Origin of the sequence: Agrobacterium sp. BT-220-3 (genome assembly GCF_025910175.1) — a bacterium.
Taxonomy (GTDB): domain Bacteria; phylum Pseudomonadota; class Alphaproteobacteria; order Rhizobiales; family Rhizobiaceae; genus Agrobacterium; species Agrobacterium oryzihabitans.
The window spans coordinates 271,951-287,261 of the sequence record NZ_JAPAIX010000001.1 but is presented as its reverse complement, the minus strand read 5'-3'; the positions used below and the strand labels follow the sequence as shown (position 1 = coordinate 287,261).

The following is a 15,311-nucleotide window of genomic DNA, read 5'->3' as shown; positions in this document are numbered from 1 at the left end:
CGTCACCCCGGACTTGATCCGGGGTCCAGCAGCGATCAAGTCCTTGATCGCGAAAGACTCATTCTCCACCGCGCAGACGCGCCGCGGCTGGATGACGGATCAAATCCTGCATGACGGAGGAGACGTTTCCGTATCGGTAAAATCGTACGTTTCGGACGATTTCCTGTCTTCAAACGCCGCGAATATCTTCCAGAATGGAAAGCACCATCTGCTTCTTGTCGAGATTATAGGCTTGCGCCACGGTAATGCGTTCCGAAAGCGTAGACGAAAGCCGCGCATGTCTTTCCGCCGCAGCGATATCGCCCGCCATCGCCGCCGACCGCGCCCGATCCATCAACTCTTCCGTCACGTGCTCCATGAAGAAGCCGAGAACGATATCGCCATCCTTCTGCGCCAGAACTTCGGCGAGTTTGTGCATCTGCTTGCGCACCCCCGGCCCCTCCGCCGTCATGACCGAGGCGAAGGCCTCGACGATATCGGAGCCGCCGTAATTCATCAGCTTGAGCGCCTGCGCGACGCTGCCCTTGGAGCCGGCAAGCAGGGCATCGCGTTTTTCGCCGGTGGCATTGATGCCCAGATGCTCGAGGGACTGCACCATATCTCCATCCGAAAGCGGCAGCAGCCGGAGCGGCATGCAGCGCGAGCGTATGGTCGGCAGCAATTTGCCCGGCGCATGCGACAGGACAAGGAACATCGCCCGCTTGGGCGGCTCTTCCAGTATCTTCAGGATGGCGTTTGCGGCATTGCGATTGAGATCGTCAGCCGGATCGATGATGACGATCCGCCAGTTGCCGGTGCCCGATGTCTGCGAGAAGAAATGCCCTGCCCGCCGCACCTCATCCACCGTGATGGCGGATTTCACCCGGCCGGTCTTTTCATCCACCGGGCGGGTGAGATGCAGGAGATTATGCGACGCGCCGGAGGTGATCTGTCGGCTGACGAGCGATTCCGGATCGGGATCGGCCAGGAAATCCGGTGCGGAGGCAGGATCGGGATGGGTGAGCACGTGATTGGCAAAACGGAAGGCGAGCGTCGCCTTGCCGATGCCTTCCGGCCCCTCGATCAGAATGGCATGGTGGCCCTTGCCGGAGCGATAGGACTGCGCCAGAAACGCCTCCGCCTCGCCATGGCCGAAGAGCTTCGTGTTCTGCTGTGGCGCGATTGCGCCGTCGAGAACGCCCTGAACCTCACTCATGCCTGGCACTCGCCGCAGTCCCAAGCCGCTCAAGCATAGGCTCCACGAACGACATGACGTCTCCGGCGACCTTTTCTTCCGGCTGGTCGGCATTGACGATCCGACAGCGACGCGGCTCTGCAAGCGCGATATCCAGATAGGCTTCCCGCCGCTTCTCGTGGGTCTCAATTTCCTCTTTTTCGAACCGGTCTGGCGCAGCGCCCTCATCCGCACGTTTCCTGGCGCGGGCCAGCCCCTTTTCGGCGGCGATGTCGAAGATCAGCGTCAGTTCCGGCACGACGCCGTCGATCGCAACCCGTTGCAGCGTCTCGATGAAATCCGGCTCCAGATTGCCGGTCGTGCCCTGATAGACACGGGAGGAATCAAGAAACCGGTCGCAGAGCACGATCGCGCCCTTCTCCAGTGCCGGGCGAATGACCTCCTCGACATGATCATTGCGCGCCGCCGCAAACAGAATCGCCTCCATGCGTACGCCGAAGGATTCCGCCGCACCGGAAAGCAGAACGTGGCGAACGGCCTCCGCCCCCGGCGAACCGCCCGGTTCGCGCGTCACAACCACCTCGAAACCACGGCCGCGAAGCGCCTCGGCAAGCGTGCGAATCTGCGTCGACTTGCCGGCGCCTTCGCCGCCTTCGAAGCTGATGAACAATCCGGTCTTTTCGGCCAATGTCACGTCCTGTGAGGAATTCTCAGAAATATTGAAATGCCTGTTTACAGCATCGAAGCGAAAAGTGTGAAGCGCTTTTCAGAAAATCCGGTGGCTGAACAAAAGCATAGGAAAGCTGTGGTTTGCGGAAGAGGCCTCAAAGCCAGAACAGCAGCAATTCCTTGAGCGCACCTGCCGCATTCTGGGTCAGCGTGCCCTTGCCGACGGCTGCCTTGGTATAAAGCGGCACTTCCCGCAACAGCCGTTCGCCTGAAAAAACCTTGAGCGTTGCGACATTCGCGCCAACGTCGAGTGGTGCATTGAGCGGCCAGCGATAGACGATCCGCCCCGAAATACGTTCCGGATTATTGGCCGGCACCAGCACGCTGACATCCTCCTTCGGCGAAAGATCGATATGGGAGACATCGCCGCCATAGACGCTGACGGAGCCAACGGCTTCATCCCTCGCAAAAAGATGGCGTTTTTCGAAGGCCGTCAGCCCCCAGTCCACCACCCGGCGAGCCTCTTCCTGCCGCGTCTTGTCATCGACGATTCCCGCCATCGCCAGATAGACCCGGCGACCCTCACGTTCCGCCGAAACGACGGCCGCAAAGCCGCTGCCTTCCGCAAAACCGAGGCCAAGACCGTCTATGCCGTTGCCCAATAGCGAGTTCTTGTTGCGCTGGAAAATGCGGTTCCATTCGAAATCCGGCTTGACGAAAAGCCCGTAGCGATCCGGATAGGTATCGTGCAGATGCTGGGCGAGACGGACCATATCCCTGGCGCTCGTCTGGTTGCCCGGATCGGGAAGGCCCGTTGAATTGGCAAAAGTGCTGCGGTTCATGCCAAGCTCGCCCGCCCGCACTGTCATGCGCTTGGCAAATGCCGGGTCGGAACCCGCCATGCCCTCGGCGATGATGATGCAGCCGTCATTGGCGTTCTGCACGATAATCCCGGTCAGGAGATCATTGATGCTGACGGAGGATTTCAGCGCTGCGAACATGGTCGAGGTTCGCGAGGGCGCGCCACCCGTGCGCCAGGCATATTCCGATACCGGATAAGGCGTCTCGGGCGTCACCTGCCCTTTCGACAGCGCATCCAGAACCACCTCCACCGTCATCAGCTTGGCAAGTGAAGCGGGCGGAAAGGACTGGTTTTCGTTCTGGGAAAGAAGCACCGTGCCGGTCTCGGCATCGATCATATAGGCCTGTTCGGCCTTGGCGATGAAAGGTGCAGTTTGCGATTGCGCCGGATTACCACTGAAAAACGCAAACGCCGCCGCTGCCGCGACCGGGAGAAAAGAGCGATGAATGGCCTTGCGCATGAAACCGCCCAGCTTTCCCTGCCGCAACCCGCCGCTCGCGACGAAAACGCAAGTCAGCCATAAACTCTTCATACCGTCAGCGTGTTTTCGCCTGCTGACGCTTCACATGGGCGAGTATGGAATCCTCATTCAGCGCTCCACGATCGACGAGCACGCTCTCGAACGCACGTGAGGTCCTGGAAACTGTAGCAGATTCCTCGGAATAAGCGGCTGCATATTTGGAAGATGGGGTTGGCACGCGCAGATAATTGCCGCCGGGTGCTGCCGGCTCACGCATGAAATTGCCTTCCGGGCGCTCGGCCAGGAACGGACCGATTTCCGGCAGGATTGCAAATTGTTCGAAGGCCGGTGCCGGGCCATTGACCAGCGGCATGGCCTGGAGCGCCGCATTCCTCTTGGAACCCACCAGCGCCGTCTGCGTGGAACCGCCGTAATTGGGGTTGGACGTCGGAGCCGGCACGAAATTCGGGGAAGCCGAAGCCACCATGACGCCGGTCGCAATCTGCCCTTCCGGCGCAACACCCGGCGAACGCGAGCCCTTCGGAATATAGGACGCCATCAGATAAGGCATGTCGTGCCCATCAAGCGGCGCGCGGCCGGCATATTGCACCCGCACATTCGCCGTTCCGGTTGCCTTCATATCAAGAAGGTCAGCCGTCTTGCTGGAAACGTCGATCAGGCGGCCCTCATGGAAGGGTCCGCGATCGTTGACGCGCACCAGAACCGAAGCGCCGTTCTCCATATTGGTGATGCGCGCATAGCTCGGCAGGGGAAATGTCGGATGTGCGGCGGAAAGATGTTCCTTGTCGTAGACCTCGCCATTCGCCGTCAGGCGACCGTGGAAAGCGGAACCGTACCAGGACGCAAGTCCGGTCTTGTTGTAACCCGGCTCTTCTTTCGGAAAATAACGACGGCCCTTGACGGTATAGGCGTTGCCGACAAGCTCGCGCCCGCCGCCTTTGGGGATGCTTTTTCCGTCTGCCACACGCGGGCTGGCTTTGACGCCATATTCGGATTCGGAAAAATATTCCTTGCTGCGCTTTGGCTTCGGCTTGGTATCGGAGGTGGTTGAACACGACGCTGTCGCGGCGCAAAGCACGGAAATTGCTAGCCACTTCGCACCCGATCTGGTGCTGATGCCGAGTTTCTTGACCGTAGAATTCAAATCGTCTGCCCCACGCTGCTTACAGGCTCGGAGAACCGTACCCTCTTCCGCTTCGATTGCTTTGCCCCTGCCATCGAAGCACCTAACAGTCGCTTAATCTTGTGCATAACGTGGCGAAAATGCGAACGACTTCTGCAAAATCGATAAAATTGTAACGAACGTGGTTAATGATTTATGTCTTTTGGAGGGCGTTGAATACGCGCTTTACCCCTCATAGAAGCCCTTTCCTGCTTCAGGTCCCCTACGGAACAAACGGATTGTCACCGCGTTTCCTCCCCGCAAACAACCAAGCTTCCGCCGGTTTTCGGCTGAGGGAGGAAACATGATCAAGTCATTAAAAGCTACGGGTCTAGCGCTCGGTATCGCCCTGGTGTCCATTACCGCCCCTATCCCGGCAGGCGCGCAGGACATGGAGTTGAGAATCGGCCCCGATGGCGTCCGCCCGGTCATCCGAGATCGTGACAGGGACGTGGACCGCCGTGGCCCGCCCCGCATGCGCGGCTGCAGCGAACGCGAAGCCCGCGCCGCCGCCCGCGAGGCCGGCCTCCGCGACCCGGAAGTCGTGCGCGTCACTCCCGGCCGGGTCGTGGTCCAGGGCTTCACCCGTCGAGGGCCGGACCGGATCACCTTCGCGAATGAACGTGGTTGTCCGGAAATCTGACGACATATGAAGTTTGGAGCCCGCCGAAAAGGCGGGTTTCTTCTTCCCTGATGATGATGCAAGGCCATTTCCGAGATCAATTGATGCTTCTGCGCCTGTAATGAGCGATCACGAGCCATGCTGTACCGAGTGAAACAACGCCTGCGAAGAAGCTCGTCAAAGCAAGATAAACCGGACGCGATTTTAGCTGTGCCGTTTTCTCGCTCAGGGTATTGATGATCGTCGAAACAGATGACGATGATACGGGTTCCCACCCTTCTTCAATGCGGGCTAACCTTGCTCCATAAACGAAAAGGCTGAGTTCCGGTGCTCCTGGGTCAAGGTTTTCGGCAGAAAGTCCGATTTCCGTATAGTTGAATGAGCCACCTCTCATACCCTTGGTCCACTCATCGCACCGCCAGCATCCGCCCTCACCTTTGCTGCGCCAGTCTTCAACCCACTCCCAAACATTACCGCCCTGTTGGCGAGTGCCGTAGTAACTTTCCGATGCTGCAAATGCATCAACCCTGCTCACGAAGTAAGGCGTCCCCTCGCCTAACTGTTCACGTAAAGTATAGTTCGCCCCCGTCAGCATTCGCTCCGACGCCGGTTTCGGGGGGATGTCTGATTTTGTTGGATACTTGAAATATCGGCGAAGCTCAGCGTTGTAGTAAGCCGCCTTGTACCACTCATCGTCGCTTGGAATAAAAAATTTGGCGCCGAGGTTTCGAGTCGGCAAGCGCGAGCTATCAAATGACGCCATTGGGGCGGGAAAGACGCGGGTGTCATATGCACCGGTCTTTTCGTCTCCTTCAGTGGTACCCAGCTCCTGTCTGCCGGTCGCAGCGCGACCGTAATGCAGCCAGTTTGCCATACGGGCAAGATCAAACCACGAGACATAGGTTACAGGCCTTGTCTCCCAGCCTGGCTTTGATCGATATCTGGCTTTGCCATCTTCGGATATTTTCTCCAAGCCACCAACAACTCCGGTCTGCATATCGGCCTTGAAGAGGCCAAAAGTGTCGCCTTCGCTCGCAACCGCGTTCAGGAATTCCGCATATTCCTGATTGGATAGCTCGTACTTTCCTATGTCAAAATCATACTCGACGCGCCCGCGGCCCGTTCTCGGATCATCCGGATTTCCTGTGTCGCCGACACGGACAAACTCGTATTGTTTAAACGGGGCGTCAGGAGATTTTACGAATTCTGGCACCAGCGGGCTAATTCGCGAGGCCACCCGAAAGCCGATGCTGGAGATGGTCACATCAGGATATTCTGTATCCACATATTCCGACCTGACAGCCGCGGCAGGTAGCAGCAACGATCCTCCCAGCGCTATGCGCTGGCCTCCGATCGGATCCTCTACCCATTCCAGGGCATTGCCTGCTTGTCCCACCGTTCCGCTGGCAGAACGTGCCGTATCGGCCTCCCGTGCCGATATCAGGTGCGGGAACGGCGCAGCCCAATGGCCATTGAAGTAATTTGCGGATGATGGCCCAACACCGGCGGGCGGCAATTCATTTCCGGTGACATAGCGGCGCAGCTTGCTTTCGGCAGGGTCGAAGAACGCGGCCTGACGCCACTCTGCACAATTTGGCAACCAGTATTGTGCGCCCTTATTTCTTACCCATTTCGCGGTATCATATGCGCCGTTGGAATCGTCACCTTCCGTGGCACCTAAACCAGCAGGTTTCAGCGGCTCTCCGTAGTGCATCCAATTCGCATATCTGACAGTGGAGTACCAGCTCACGAATGTCACTGGAAGGTCAGCATATCCGGGTTTTGGTGCATACCTAAAGCCTCCGCGCTCGCCCTCTCTTAATATCCCACCCCAAAAATGTGTCTCCATCATCGGTGAAAACAGCCGATAGGGGTCATCCAGGGCGGCCACCGCATTCAGAAATTCGGCATATTCAGTATTTGTGGTTTCTGATTTCGCCATCGCGAAGTCGCCGCTAACGCGGCCACACGATGATCCATCGCCACCATCGCGTATCACCACCATCTGAGATGCTTTTGCGCTCGATTCACTACCGTTGAAGGTCAGATAAAACAAAGCAATAAAAGCCGAATATGCAAATATATTCATTAATATCTCGAATATATATCAAAATAAAATAATAAAAATCTGGGTGAACTAGTAACCCAAAAGGGTTACGATAGTCAACGCCCAAGAATTGCCTTCCATTTCGTTGGAAAACCGTGGAGCAGGATCGGATCGTTATTGATTTTTCCACTGTCATCAACATCGACCACCCGAACGAGTGGCTGGCGCCTTCTGATGCGGTGAAATGCGTCAATGCGCTTACATTCGCCGCATCGATAGTACAAAACGTCACGGAAACCGTTGGGACAGATGATCCGGAACCGTTTGAGTACAAAGGTTGAATAGGAAAAGTATGATGTAAAATGGCAGATGGGGTGGGATTCGAACCCACGGTACGCTCTCACGCACGCCGGTTTTCAAGACCGGTTCCTTAAACCACTCGGACACCCATCCATCGGTGGTGAGGCTTTATAGCGGTTTGAAAATGGCCGTCAATCCCGCTGGCGCAAGCCCGCGTCCTCCTCCTGTTGCCAAGCTGTAAATCATTGCCCAGGCGTCGTCGCCGGCGGCAATAAAGAGCCCTCGCCTGAAGGAATCGCGGGGATTTGCTGGCCCGAATCGAACAGCGTCAGGCTGAGAACGATTGCAACAAGCACCAGCAACAGTGCCACGAAGAGAATTCCGGATTTATCCATGCGTCTGCTCATGTCCGGTTATGTTAGGGTCGAATATGTGCAATTCGAGGCAACATCAAGAATCGGGCAACCTGCCGGGGGATTGTCGGATCGCTTTTCCCGTTTTGCAATGGCCAAACCGCTGAAGCAGTCAGGCGGGACCGCACCGACCTGAAGCTCCCAGCTCAATAGTTGTCGAAGAACCATCTCTCAAAATCTCACCCATTGAGCAAAATTTATGCGTCGGCGTACTGTTTGGGACGGAAGTGGCCTATCGCGTCAGCAATATTGTCGCTTATATAAGCACATCGCTCCCGGGCATTGCCCAACTTTCCCCGAGCGATCAACCTGCCCCGCCCGTTTGCGGGGCTTTTTTCTTTGATACAGTGGAAAAATAGGACCATCGGTGAAAGGCTGGGTGGTACAAACTGCACCTCTTCGCCGGCTCGATGCGTCAGACGCCGATACTCGGCCCGCCGTCGCCGTGCCGTCCGCCACCCTTTAAAATATCCTCGAAAAGATTGAGCAGCGCCGGCGGCAATGTGTCGGAGAGTTCAGCGATGATTTCGTTGGCCCTATTATAGGAGTAGATGGCGCAAAGCGTCAGCACCAAAAGCAAAATCCACGGCCAGATCGGCTTGCGCCTCTGCGGCGCCCCGTTCGGTTGTTGCGATATGGTCATGCCAGCACCTTCCGTTCAGGCCTTCACGCGCGGTTCGCCTCCCGGCGCATAGGCGGTTTTCTGCAGGAAACGGAATATGTTGCCGCATTGGCCGCAGCGGATCATGAAATCCGTGGGGTCGCCGGAGGCGCGCTCGGTGCGGAAGCCGCGCGGCATTTCATCGACGCGAAAATCGACGTTGGGCCGGCCCTTTTCATCGGATTCCGACACCTCGGCAAAACCCTGATGGCCACATTTGGAACATTCGAGCTTCCGGGAATATCTGTCACGCGCTGCCATATGCCGTCCTTTGCTTGCATCCCATCAGGTAGCAGCGGCAAAACATCATTTCAATGGCGATCGCCGCAGGTTAAAGCTTTGCCCATCTATTTCCACCCGGGGAAATGCGGCCGATGGCAAGAACGAATCTGGAAGCTCATGCATAACGGAAGCCCCCTGCTTTCATCGTCCCTGATGCGGCGCGTCGTGGTGATCGCCGTCATCATTCTCGTTTTCGTCGCTGCCCTCAATTTCGGCATCAAATGGTATGGCGACCGAATTCTCCAGGCGGGCCACACGACGGCAACCGATGAGGTGCAGATAACAATCGGCAACGATCGGCTGAAGCTTGCCAAAAACACGCTGCGGGTGCCCTCCGAACGTCAGGACGGAGAGCGCGAGCGGGTTGATCTCTATCTGACTTGGCCGGAGCTTGAGGGATATGAAGACGCCAATCGGGCCGCCTTTGATGACCCGGCAAAGGCGGCTGGGCTGATTTTTATCCAGCTGTCGCAGAGCACCATGTCCGAGGACATGTCTGGCCGTTTCGGGCCAATTTATTCCCGGCTGACGGAAGGAGAGCCGGTCCCGTTGAAACATGGCCTGATGTTGCACCGTCTGCGCGCCGATTCCGGTTACGGCAAGGAAGTCATATTGACCGGGAAGCGTGAAGGCGAAAACGACTACGTCGTCCGCTGCCTCCTGCCGCAGACACCGCAGGAGGCGACAGGCAGTGACTGCCAGAGGGACATCCACGCCGGTCAGGACCTCAGCCTGTTCTATCGTTTTTCAGCCAGCCTGCTGCCGCAATGGGCAAAGCTCGACGCGGATATAAAACATTATGTCGAGCAGCGCCTCGTAAAAGACTGAAATCCGTGACACGGCACGGGACAGATTGCGGGCGAAAAGTCGCATTTTATGGAAACCGGATACCTTTCATAAACCACTTGGTAACGCCATCCCGATAAAGTTTCTTCCCGGAGCATTCGGGCGGGGCGTGTCCGAGCGGAACAGAAATATGCGATTGAAGAGTTCAGCAGTGTTGAAAAGTCTATCCGGGGCACTTTCGCGCAATGTAGGCGCGGCGTCTTTTGTAAGGTTTGTTGCGTTGACCCTTGCTGCGGCGTTCATAACCGCAACATCCGTGGGAACCGCACAGGCGGATCCGAAATATGCGGGCATCGTCATTGACGCCAAGACCGGCAAGGTTCTCTATGGCGAGGATCCGGACGGTCTGCGTTATCCCGCATCGCTCACAAAGATGATGACGCTTTATCTGACCTTCGAAGCGCTGAATACCGGACGTATCTCGCTCGATTCCAAGGTTCCGGTCTCGGCCAACGCCGCCAAGGAGCCTCCTTCCAAGCTCGGCGTTCGCGCCGGCGGCTCGATCACGGTCGAGCAGGCCATTCTGGCGCTCGTCACCCGCTCCGCCAACGATATGGCGACAGCGCTTGGCGAATATCTCGGCGGTTCGGAAGACCGTTTCGCCCGTATGATGACGGCCAAGGCCCGTGCGCTTGGCATGACCCGGACGACCTATCGCAATGCCAACGGCCTGCCCAACACGGCGCAGATGACGACGGCACGCGACCAGGCACGCCTCGGCATCGCCCTTCGCCAGCACTATCCGCAATATTACGGTTATTTCTCCACCCGCACCTTCAATTTCGGCAAGCAGGTCATCGGCAACCACAATCGCCTCGTCGGAACGGTAAGAGGCGTGGACGGCATCAAGACCGGTTACACCCGCGCCGCCGGCAGCAATCTCGCGACATCGGCGCAGCTTGACGGCCGCTCCATCGTTGCTGTCGTCCTCGGTGGACGCTCCAGCGCCGCCCGCGACGCCACCATGCGCAAGCTTGTTGCTACCTACCTGCCGCAGGCATCGCGTGGCGGAAACAGCAATCTCATCGCACAGACACGGTCCGCGCCGGTTGAAGAACCCGTCGCAGTGGCAGCAGCCGTTCCTTCCGTGGCAGTTGCCGCAACCGCAGCTGGCCTGCCAAACTCCGGCCCGGTGCCGCAGACCCGTTACGAGGAAGCACCTGTCACGGCCTTCGCCGGCTCCTCTTCCAATGCGGCCGTAAAGGCCATGGAGGCCGCCACCTGGCAGAAGGGCAAGGATCCGATTTCCCAGGCGCCCGTCGCACCCGATCGCAAGTTGATTACCAATTCCACCAAGGTGGACAATATCGTCACCGCATCGACAGCACCTTCCGTATCGTCTGCTCCTTCGGTCTCCGCAAGGGCAGAGGTTGCGCAGGGCGGCTGGGTGATCCAGATCGGTGCATCGCCGGACGAGAATTCCGCTCGCGGCCTGTTGCAGAGCGCACAGGAAAAAGGTGGGGCCGCTCTCCGCTCTGCAAAACCCTTCACGGTTGCCTTCAGCAAGGACGGCTCCCAGATCTACCGCGCCCGTTTCGGCGGCTTCGATGGCCAGAACGCCGCGGTAAATGCATGCAATGCATTGAAAAAGAAAGGCGTCAGCTGCTGGGCGTCGCTCCAGTAACGAACGTTTCCGCAGGCGGTGGCTTTTGTTCAAAACACCGCCTGACTCCTCGAATTGTGTAATGTGTAGCGAGGCTTTCCAAGATGGCAGTCAACGAGAATTATTCGGACATTGCGTCTGGCAACGGGCACGGCAGTCTGTCGGTTCTGCATCCCATTCACGAGGCGGCAATGCGTATCGCCGATCTCGGTCTCAATCGTTCCAAGGCAAAGACGCGCGATCTCGTCAGCCTGCTCCTGTCGCACGGCGCCCGCGCCTGGCGGGCCAACCAGCCGGAAGCCAGCATCCACCTTCATGTCGCGCGCCGTTCGGGACGGGCGCCTGTCCATATGCGAATTCGGTAAGAACCGGACATAGTCGGTAACACGCAAAGAAAAACCCCGCGGAGCACAGGCTTCGCGGGGTTTTCTGTTGAAGGGCGTAAGGAAACGAGGCGGCTTACGCCTCGCTCTCCGGTGCCTCCGGCGTATTCGGCAGATTGTCGTCCGCCTCTTCGCCATTGCCGTTTTCGGCTTCGTCGTCGCCTTCCGGCTCGTTGATGCGCTCCACGGAAACCACCTTCTCATCCTTCGCGGTGGAGAAGATCGTGACACCCTTGGTCGCGCGGCTTGCGATGCGGATGCCGTTGACCGGCACGCGGATGAGCTGGCCGCCATCGGAAACCAACATGATCTGGTCGCCTTCGTCGACCGGGAAAGCGGCGACGAGTTCGCCGATCTCGGCTGTCTTCGAGGTGTCGGTGGCGCGAATGCCCTTGCCGCCACGACCCGATGTGCGGAAATCGTAGGAAGACGAACGCTTGCCGAAGCCCTTGACGGAGACCGTCAGCACGAACTCTTCGCGTGCCTTCAGCTCCTGATAACGCTCTTCGCTGAGCTCGCCCTCTTCGGTGACTTCCTCGCCGACGAGTGCAATATCTTCCTCGTCAACGCCTGCGGCACGACGCTCGGCTGCCGAGCGCTTGAGATAGGCGGCGCGCTCCCACGGTTCAGCTTCCACATGGCCGACAATGGTCATGGAGATAATGCGGTCGCCGTCAGCCATGTTGATGCCGCGCACGCCGACGGAGTTGCGGCCGGCAAAGACGCGCACATCGTCCACGGGGAAGCGGATGCACTGGCCAAGAGCCGTTGTCAGCAACACATCGTCCTGATCCGTACAGGTTTCGACGGAGAGGATTTCATCGCCCTCCTCGTCAAGCTTCATGGCGATCTTGCCGTTGCGGTTGACCTGCACGAAATCGCCGAGCTTGTTGCGGCGAACCGTGCCGCGTGTCGTCGAGAACATCACATCAAGCGTTTCCCAGGTCGTCTCGTCCTCGGGCAACGGCATGATGGTGGTGATGCGCTCGCCGGGTTCCAGCGGCAGCATGTTGATGAGGGCCTTGCCCTTGGATTGCGGCGTACCGATCGGCAGGCGCCAGACCTTTTCCTTATACACGATGCCGCGCGAGGAGAAGAACAGCACCGGCGTATGCGTATTCGCAACAAAGAGACGGTTGACGAAATCCTCGTCACGCGTCGCCATGCCGGAACGACCCTTGCCGCCGCGACGCTGCGCCCGGTAAGTGGTCAGCGGCACACGCTTGATGTAACCGAGATGCGAAACGGTAACGACCATATCCTCGCGGGCGATGAGGTCCTCATCGTCCATATCGGGACCGCCTTCGACGATCTCGGACCGGCGCGGCGTGCCGAACTCGTTGCGGATGGAGATGAGCTCCTCCGTGACGATCTGCATGATGCGCAGGCGCGAAGACAGGATTTCAAGATATTCGCTGATTTCCGCGCCGATCTTGTTCAGTTCATCGCCGATTTCATCGCGGCCAAGCGCGGTGAGACGGGCAAGGCGCAATTCGAGAATGGCGCGCGCTTGCTCTTCGGAGAGATTATAGGTGCCGTCTTCGTTGATGCGGTGACGCGGATCGTCGATCAGACGGATCAGGCTTTCCACTTCCTGCGCCGGCCAGCGCCGGGTCATCAACTCCTCGCGGGCCGTAGCCGGATCTGGAGCGTGACGGATGACGCGGATGACCTCGTCGATATTGGCAACCGAAATCGCCAGACCCACCAACACATGCGCGCGGTCGCGCGCCTTGCGCAGCAGGTACTTCGTGCGGCGGCTGACGACTTCCTCGCGGAAGGACACGAAAGCGCGCAGCATGTCGAGCAGCGTCATCTGCTCCGGCTTGCCGCCGTTCAGCGCCACCATGTTGCAGCCAAAGGACGTCTGCAGTGGCGTGTAGCGATAAAGCTGGTTCAGGATGACATCGGCATTGGCGTCGCGCTTCAGCTCGATGACGACGCGGTAACCCTGGCGGTCGGATTCGTCGCGCAGGTCGGAAATGCCCTCGATGCGCTTTTCCTTGACCAGTTCCGCCATCTTCTCGATCATCGACGACTTGTTCACCTGATAGGGAACTTCGGTGATGATGATCTGCTCGCGGTCACCGCGCATCGGCTCGATGGTCGCACGGCCGCGCATGATGACCGAACCGCGGCCCGTCTCGTAAGCCGAGCGGATGCCGGAACGGCCCATGATCAGCGCACCGGTCGGGAAATCCGGGCCGGGAATGATCTGCATCAGTTCCGGCAGTTCGATCGCCGGATTTTCGATCAGCGCGATACAGCCGTCGATGACCTCGGACAGATTGTGCGGCGGAATATTGGTGGCCATGCCGACGGCGATGCCGCCTGCGCCGTTGACCAGCAGGTTCGGGAACTTCGCCGGAATGACGACAGGTTCCTGCAGGGTGCCGTCATAGTTGTCGCGGAAATCGACCGTTTCCTTGTCGAGATCGTCGAGCAGCGAATGGGCGGCCTTTTCGAGACGGCATTCGGTGTAACGTTCGGCCGCCGGCGGATCGCCGTCGATGGAGCCGAAATTGCCCTGCCCGTCGATCAGCGGCAGACGGAGAGACCAGTCCTGCGCCATACGCGCCAGCGCATCATAGATCGCCGAATTGCCGTGCGGATGGAATTTACCCATCACGTCACCGGTGACGCGGGCGCATTTGACGTATTTCTTGTTCCAGTCGATGCCAAGTTCGGACATGCCGTAAAGAATACGGCGATGAACCGGCTTCAGACCATCACGGACATCGGGAAGCGCGCGGGAGACGATGACGCTCATGGCGTAATCGAGATACGACCGCTGCATTTCCTCCATGATGGAAATCGGTTCAATGCCTGGCGGAAGTTTTCCGCCGCCGGGGGGGCTCTGGTCAGTCAAAACGGATCACATTCTCTGTTAAGAATCGGATGGATTTTTATAGCGGAAACAGCCACGTTAAGCCAATTTCCCGGCGAGTTTTGAACAGTCTTTTGCGTCATTTGCAAGACATACACCGCTTTTCGCCATTTAGGTCGGCAAAAGCGCCGCCGCTCCCTTTTAAAGCGGGCGCGACTTGCGTAGGCTCAAGCACAAAAAGGCAATAAGCGGGGAAAAAATGGCCAGCAGCGAAACGCTCATCAACGCGCTTACCACACTTCTGGTCACGCTCGATCCGCCGGGCCTCGCGCCCGTATTTCTTGCGCTCACCACCGGCATGACGCGTGGCCAGCGCAGTCAGGTGGCGCTTCGCGGCTCGCTGATCGCCTTCGGCATTCTTGCCGTCTTTGCGCTGTTCGGCCTTACCATCCTCAACCTGCTCGGCATTTCACTCGGTGCCTTCCGCATCGCCGGTGGCCTGCTGCTGTTCTGGATTTCCTTCGAGATGATTTTCGAGAAACGCCAGGAGCGCAAGGAAAAGACCTCCGAGATTGCCATCACCAAGGACCACCTGCACAATCTGGCGGTCTTTCCGCTCGCTTTGCCGCTGATCGCTGGGCCGGGCGCTATCTCCGCCACGGTGCTGCTGGCGGGAACGATGAAGACGACACTCGAAATGGTCGTTCTCATTCTCATCCTCGCTTTCGCCATGGCCCTCGTCTACGCCGTCCTGATCGTGTCTGAACGCATGGACCGCTTTCTCGGCAATACCGGCCGCGCCATCCTGACGAGGCTGCTTGGCGTCCTGCTCGCAGCCCTTTCCGTGCAATTCGTCGTCGACGGAATAAAGTCGGCCTTCGGCTTCTGAGCTACCGCCCATCTTGATGCCCGTGCAACAAAAACCCGCAACGGGCAGACATTGCGGAAAATCCACCCTTTAAATCCGACACCTGCCTCG

The 15,311-nt window shown here is 58.4% G+C and carries 15 protein-coding genes and 1 tRNA gene; 6 read left to right on the top strand and 10 right to left on the bottom strand.

Going from position 1 to position 15,311, the window contains the following annotated elements; all coding sequences use genetic code 11:
* Window positions 1-169 precede the first annotated feature (169 nt).
* From OK142_RS01595 to OK142_RS01580, 4 genes are all read right to left on the bottom strand, one after another.
* The gene (locus OK142_RS01595; protein ID WP_498680819.1) at window positions 170-1,195 is read right to left on the bottom strand and encodes a DNA polymerase III subunit delta'; all 1,026 of its coding nucleotides are present in this window, start codon (window positions 1,193-1,195) and stop codon (window positions 170-172) included.
* Window positions 1,188-1,862 carry a dTMP kinase gene (gene tmk, locus OK142_RS01590; RefSeq protein ID WP_498680818.1) on the bottom strand — a complete coding sequence of 225 codons (675 nt, stop codon included), beginning with the start codon at window positions 1,860-1,862 and terminating at the stop codon, window positions 1,188-1,190. The genes OK142_RS01595 and tmk overlap by 8 nt, the downstream gene beginning before the upstream one ends.
* A gap of 136 nt (window positions 1,863-1,998) precedes the next feature.
* A complete protein-coding gene (locus OK142_RS01585; RefSeq protein WP_498681701.1) occupies window positions 1,999-3,165 on the bottom strand; it encodes a D-alanyl-D-alanine carboxypeptidase family protein in 1,167 nt (388 codons plus the stop codon).
* 76 nt (window positions 3,166-3,241) lie between these two features.
* A complete protein-coding gene (locus OK142_RS01580; RefSeq protein WP_082184248.1) occupies window positions 3,242-4,330 on the bottom strand; it encodes a septal ring lytic transglycosylase RlpA family protein in 1,089 nt (362 codons plus the stop codon).
* 322 nt (window positions 4,331-4,652) lie between these two features.
* On the opposite strand from OK142_RS01580, the gene OK142_RS01575 reads away from it, so the two are divergent.
* Window positions 4,653-4,991 (top strand): hypothetical protein, encoded by a 339-nt coding sequence (locus tag OK142_RS01575; RefSeq protein ID WP_003496021.1) that lies wholly within the window; start codon window positions 4,653-4,655, stop codon window positions 4,989-4,991.
* Window positions 4,992-5,067: 76 nt separating this feature from the next.
* Here OK142_RS01575 and OK142_RS01570 read toward each other — a convergent pair whose 3' ends face one another.
* The gene (locus OK142_RS01570; RefSeq protein WP_498680817.1) at window positions 5,068-7,059 is read right to left on the bottom strand and encodes a formylglycine-generating enzyme family protein; all 1,992 of its coding nucleotides are present in this window, start codon (window positions 7,057-7,059) and stop codon (window positions 5,068-5,070) included.
* Window positions 7,060-7,172: 113 nt separating this feature from the next.
* On the opposite strand from OK142_RS01570, the gene OK142_RS01565 reads away from it, so the two are divergent.
* Complete coding sequence (locus tag OK142_RS01565) at window positions 7,173-7,358, top strand: hypothetical protein (RefSeq protein ID WP_498680816.1); 186 nt, start codon at window positions 7,173-7,175, stop codon at window positions 7,356-7,358.
* Between the two features lie 22 nt (window positions 7,359-7,380).
* Here the strand turns inward: OK142_RS01565 and OK142_RS01560 are convergent.
* From OK142_RS01560 to OK142_RS01545, 4 genes are all read right to left on the bottom strand, one after another.
* Window positions 7,381-7,470: transfer RNA gene (locus OK142_RS01560), tRNA-Ser, on the bottom strand.
* Window positions 7,471-7,559: 89 nt separating this feature from the next.
* Complete coding sequence (locus OK142_RS01555) at window positions 7,560-7,712, bottom strand: hypothetical protein (protein WP_003496017.1); 153 nt, start codon at window positions 7,710-7,712, stop codon at window positions 7,560-7,562.
* A gap of 433 nt (window positions 7,713-8,145) precedes the next feature.
* Window positions 8,146-8,373, bottom strand: a complete 228-nt coding sequence (locus OK142_RS01550) for a hypothetical protein (protein WP_498680815.1) — start codon at window positions 8,371-8,373, stop codon at window positions 8,146-8,148.
* A 15-nt stretch (window positions 8,374-8,388) separates the two neighbouring features.
* Window positions 8,389-8,652: a hypothetical protein gene (locus tag OK142_RS01545; RefSeq protein ID WP_082184251.1), complete on the bottom strand. Its 264-nt coding sequence runs from the start codon at window positions 8,650-8,652 to the stop codon at window positions 8,389-8,391.
* Window positions 8,653-8,790: 138 nt separating this feature from the next.
* Between OK142_RS01545 and OK142_RS01540 the strand changes: the two genes are divergently transcribed.
* From OK142_RS01540 to OK142_RS01530, 3 genes are all read left to right on the top strand, one after another.
* Window positions 8,791-9,501: a hypothetical protein gene (locus OK142_RS01540; RefSeq protein ID WP_498680814.1), complete on the top strand. Its 711-nt coding sequence runs from the start codon at window positions 8,791-8,793 to the stop codon at window positions 9,499-9,501.
* Between the two features lie 148 nt (window positions 9,502-9,649).
* Window positions 9,650-11,143 carry an SPOR domain-containing protein gene (locus OK142_RS01535; RefSeq protein WP_498680813.1) on the top strand — a complete coding sequence of 498 codons (1,494 nt, stop codon included), beginning with the start codon at window positions 9,650-9,652 and terminating at the stop codon, window positions 11,141-11,143.
* A gap of 83 nt (window positions 11,144-11,226) precedes the next feature.
* The gene (locus tag OK142_RS01530) at window positions 11,227-11,487 is read left to right on the top strand and encodes a hypothetical protein (RefSeq protein WP_003496006.1); all 261 of its coding nucleotides are present in this window, start codon (window positions 11,227-11,229) and stop codon (window positions 11,485-11,487) included.
* Window positions 11,488-11,581: 94 nt separating this feature from the next.
* On the opposite strand, the gene gyrA is transcribed toward OK142_RS01530, so the two are convergent.
* Entirely contained in the window at window positions 11,582-14,374 is a 2,793-nt protein-coding gene (gyrA, locus tag OK142_RS01525; protein WP_498680812.1) for a DNA gyrase subunit A, read from the bottom strand.
* Window positions 14,375-14,591: 217 nt separating this feature from the next.
* Between gyrA and OK142_RS01520 the strand changes: the two genes are divergently transcribed.
* Window positions 14,592-15,221: a MarC family protein gene (locus OK142_RS01520; protein ID WP_003496002.1), complete on the top strand. Its 630-nt coding sequence runs from the start codon at window positions 14,592-14,594 to the stop codon at window positions 15,219-15,221.
* Window positions 15,222-15,311: the final 90 nt, after the last annotated feature.

Coding starts and splice junctions, on each gene's coding strand:
- OK142_RS01595 (WP_498680819.1), bottom strand. CDS start 1,195: ATGAGTGAGGTTCAGGGCGTTCTCGACGGCGCAATCGCGCCACAGCAG.
- OK142_RS01585 (WP_498681701.1), bottom strand. CDS start 3,165: ATGCGCAAGGCCATTCATCGCTCTTTTCTCCCGGTCGCGGCAGCGGCG.
- OK142_RS01575 (WP_003496021.1), top strand. CDS start 4,653: ATGATCAAGTCATTAAAAGCTACGGGTCTAGCGCTCGGTATCGCCCTG.
- OK142_RS01570 (WP_498680817.1), bottom strand. CDS start 7,059: ATGAATATATTTGCATATTCGGCTTTTATTGCTTTGTTTTATCTGACC.
- OK142_RS01555 (WP_003496017.1), bottom strand. CDS start 7,712: ATGGATAAATCCGGAATTCTCTTCGTGGCACTGTTGCTGGTGCTTGTT.
- OK142_RS01550 (WP_498680815.1), bottom strand. CDS start 8,373: ATGACCATATCGCAACAACCGAACGGGGCGCCGCAGAGGCGCAAGCCG.
- OK142_RS01545 (WP_082184251.1), bottom strand. CDS start 8,652: ATGGCAGCGCGTGACAGATATTCCCGGAAGCTCGAATGTTCCAAATGT.
- OK142_RS01540 (WP_498680814.1), top strand. CDS start 8,791: ATGCATAACGGAAGCCCCCTGCTTTCATCGTCCCTGATGCGGCGCGTC.
- OK142_RS01535 (WP_498680813.1), top strand. CDS start 9,650: ATGCGATTGAAGAGTTCAGCAGTGTTGAAAAGTCTATCCGGGGCACTT.
- OK142_RS01530 (WP_003496006.1), top strand. CDS start 11,227: ATGGCAGTCAACGAGAATTATTCGGACATTGCGTCTGGCAACGGGCAC.
- OK142_RS01520 (WP_003496002.1), top strand. CDS start 14,592: ATGGCCAGCAGCGAAACGCTCATCAACGCGCTTACCACACTTCTGGTC.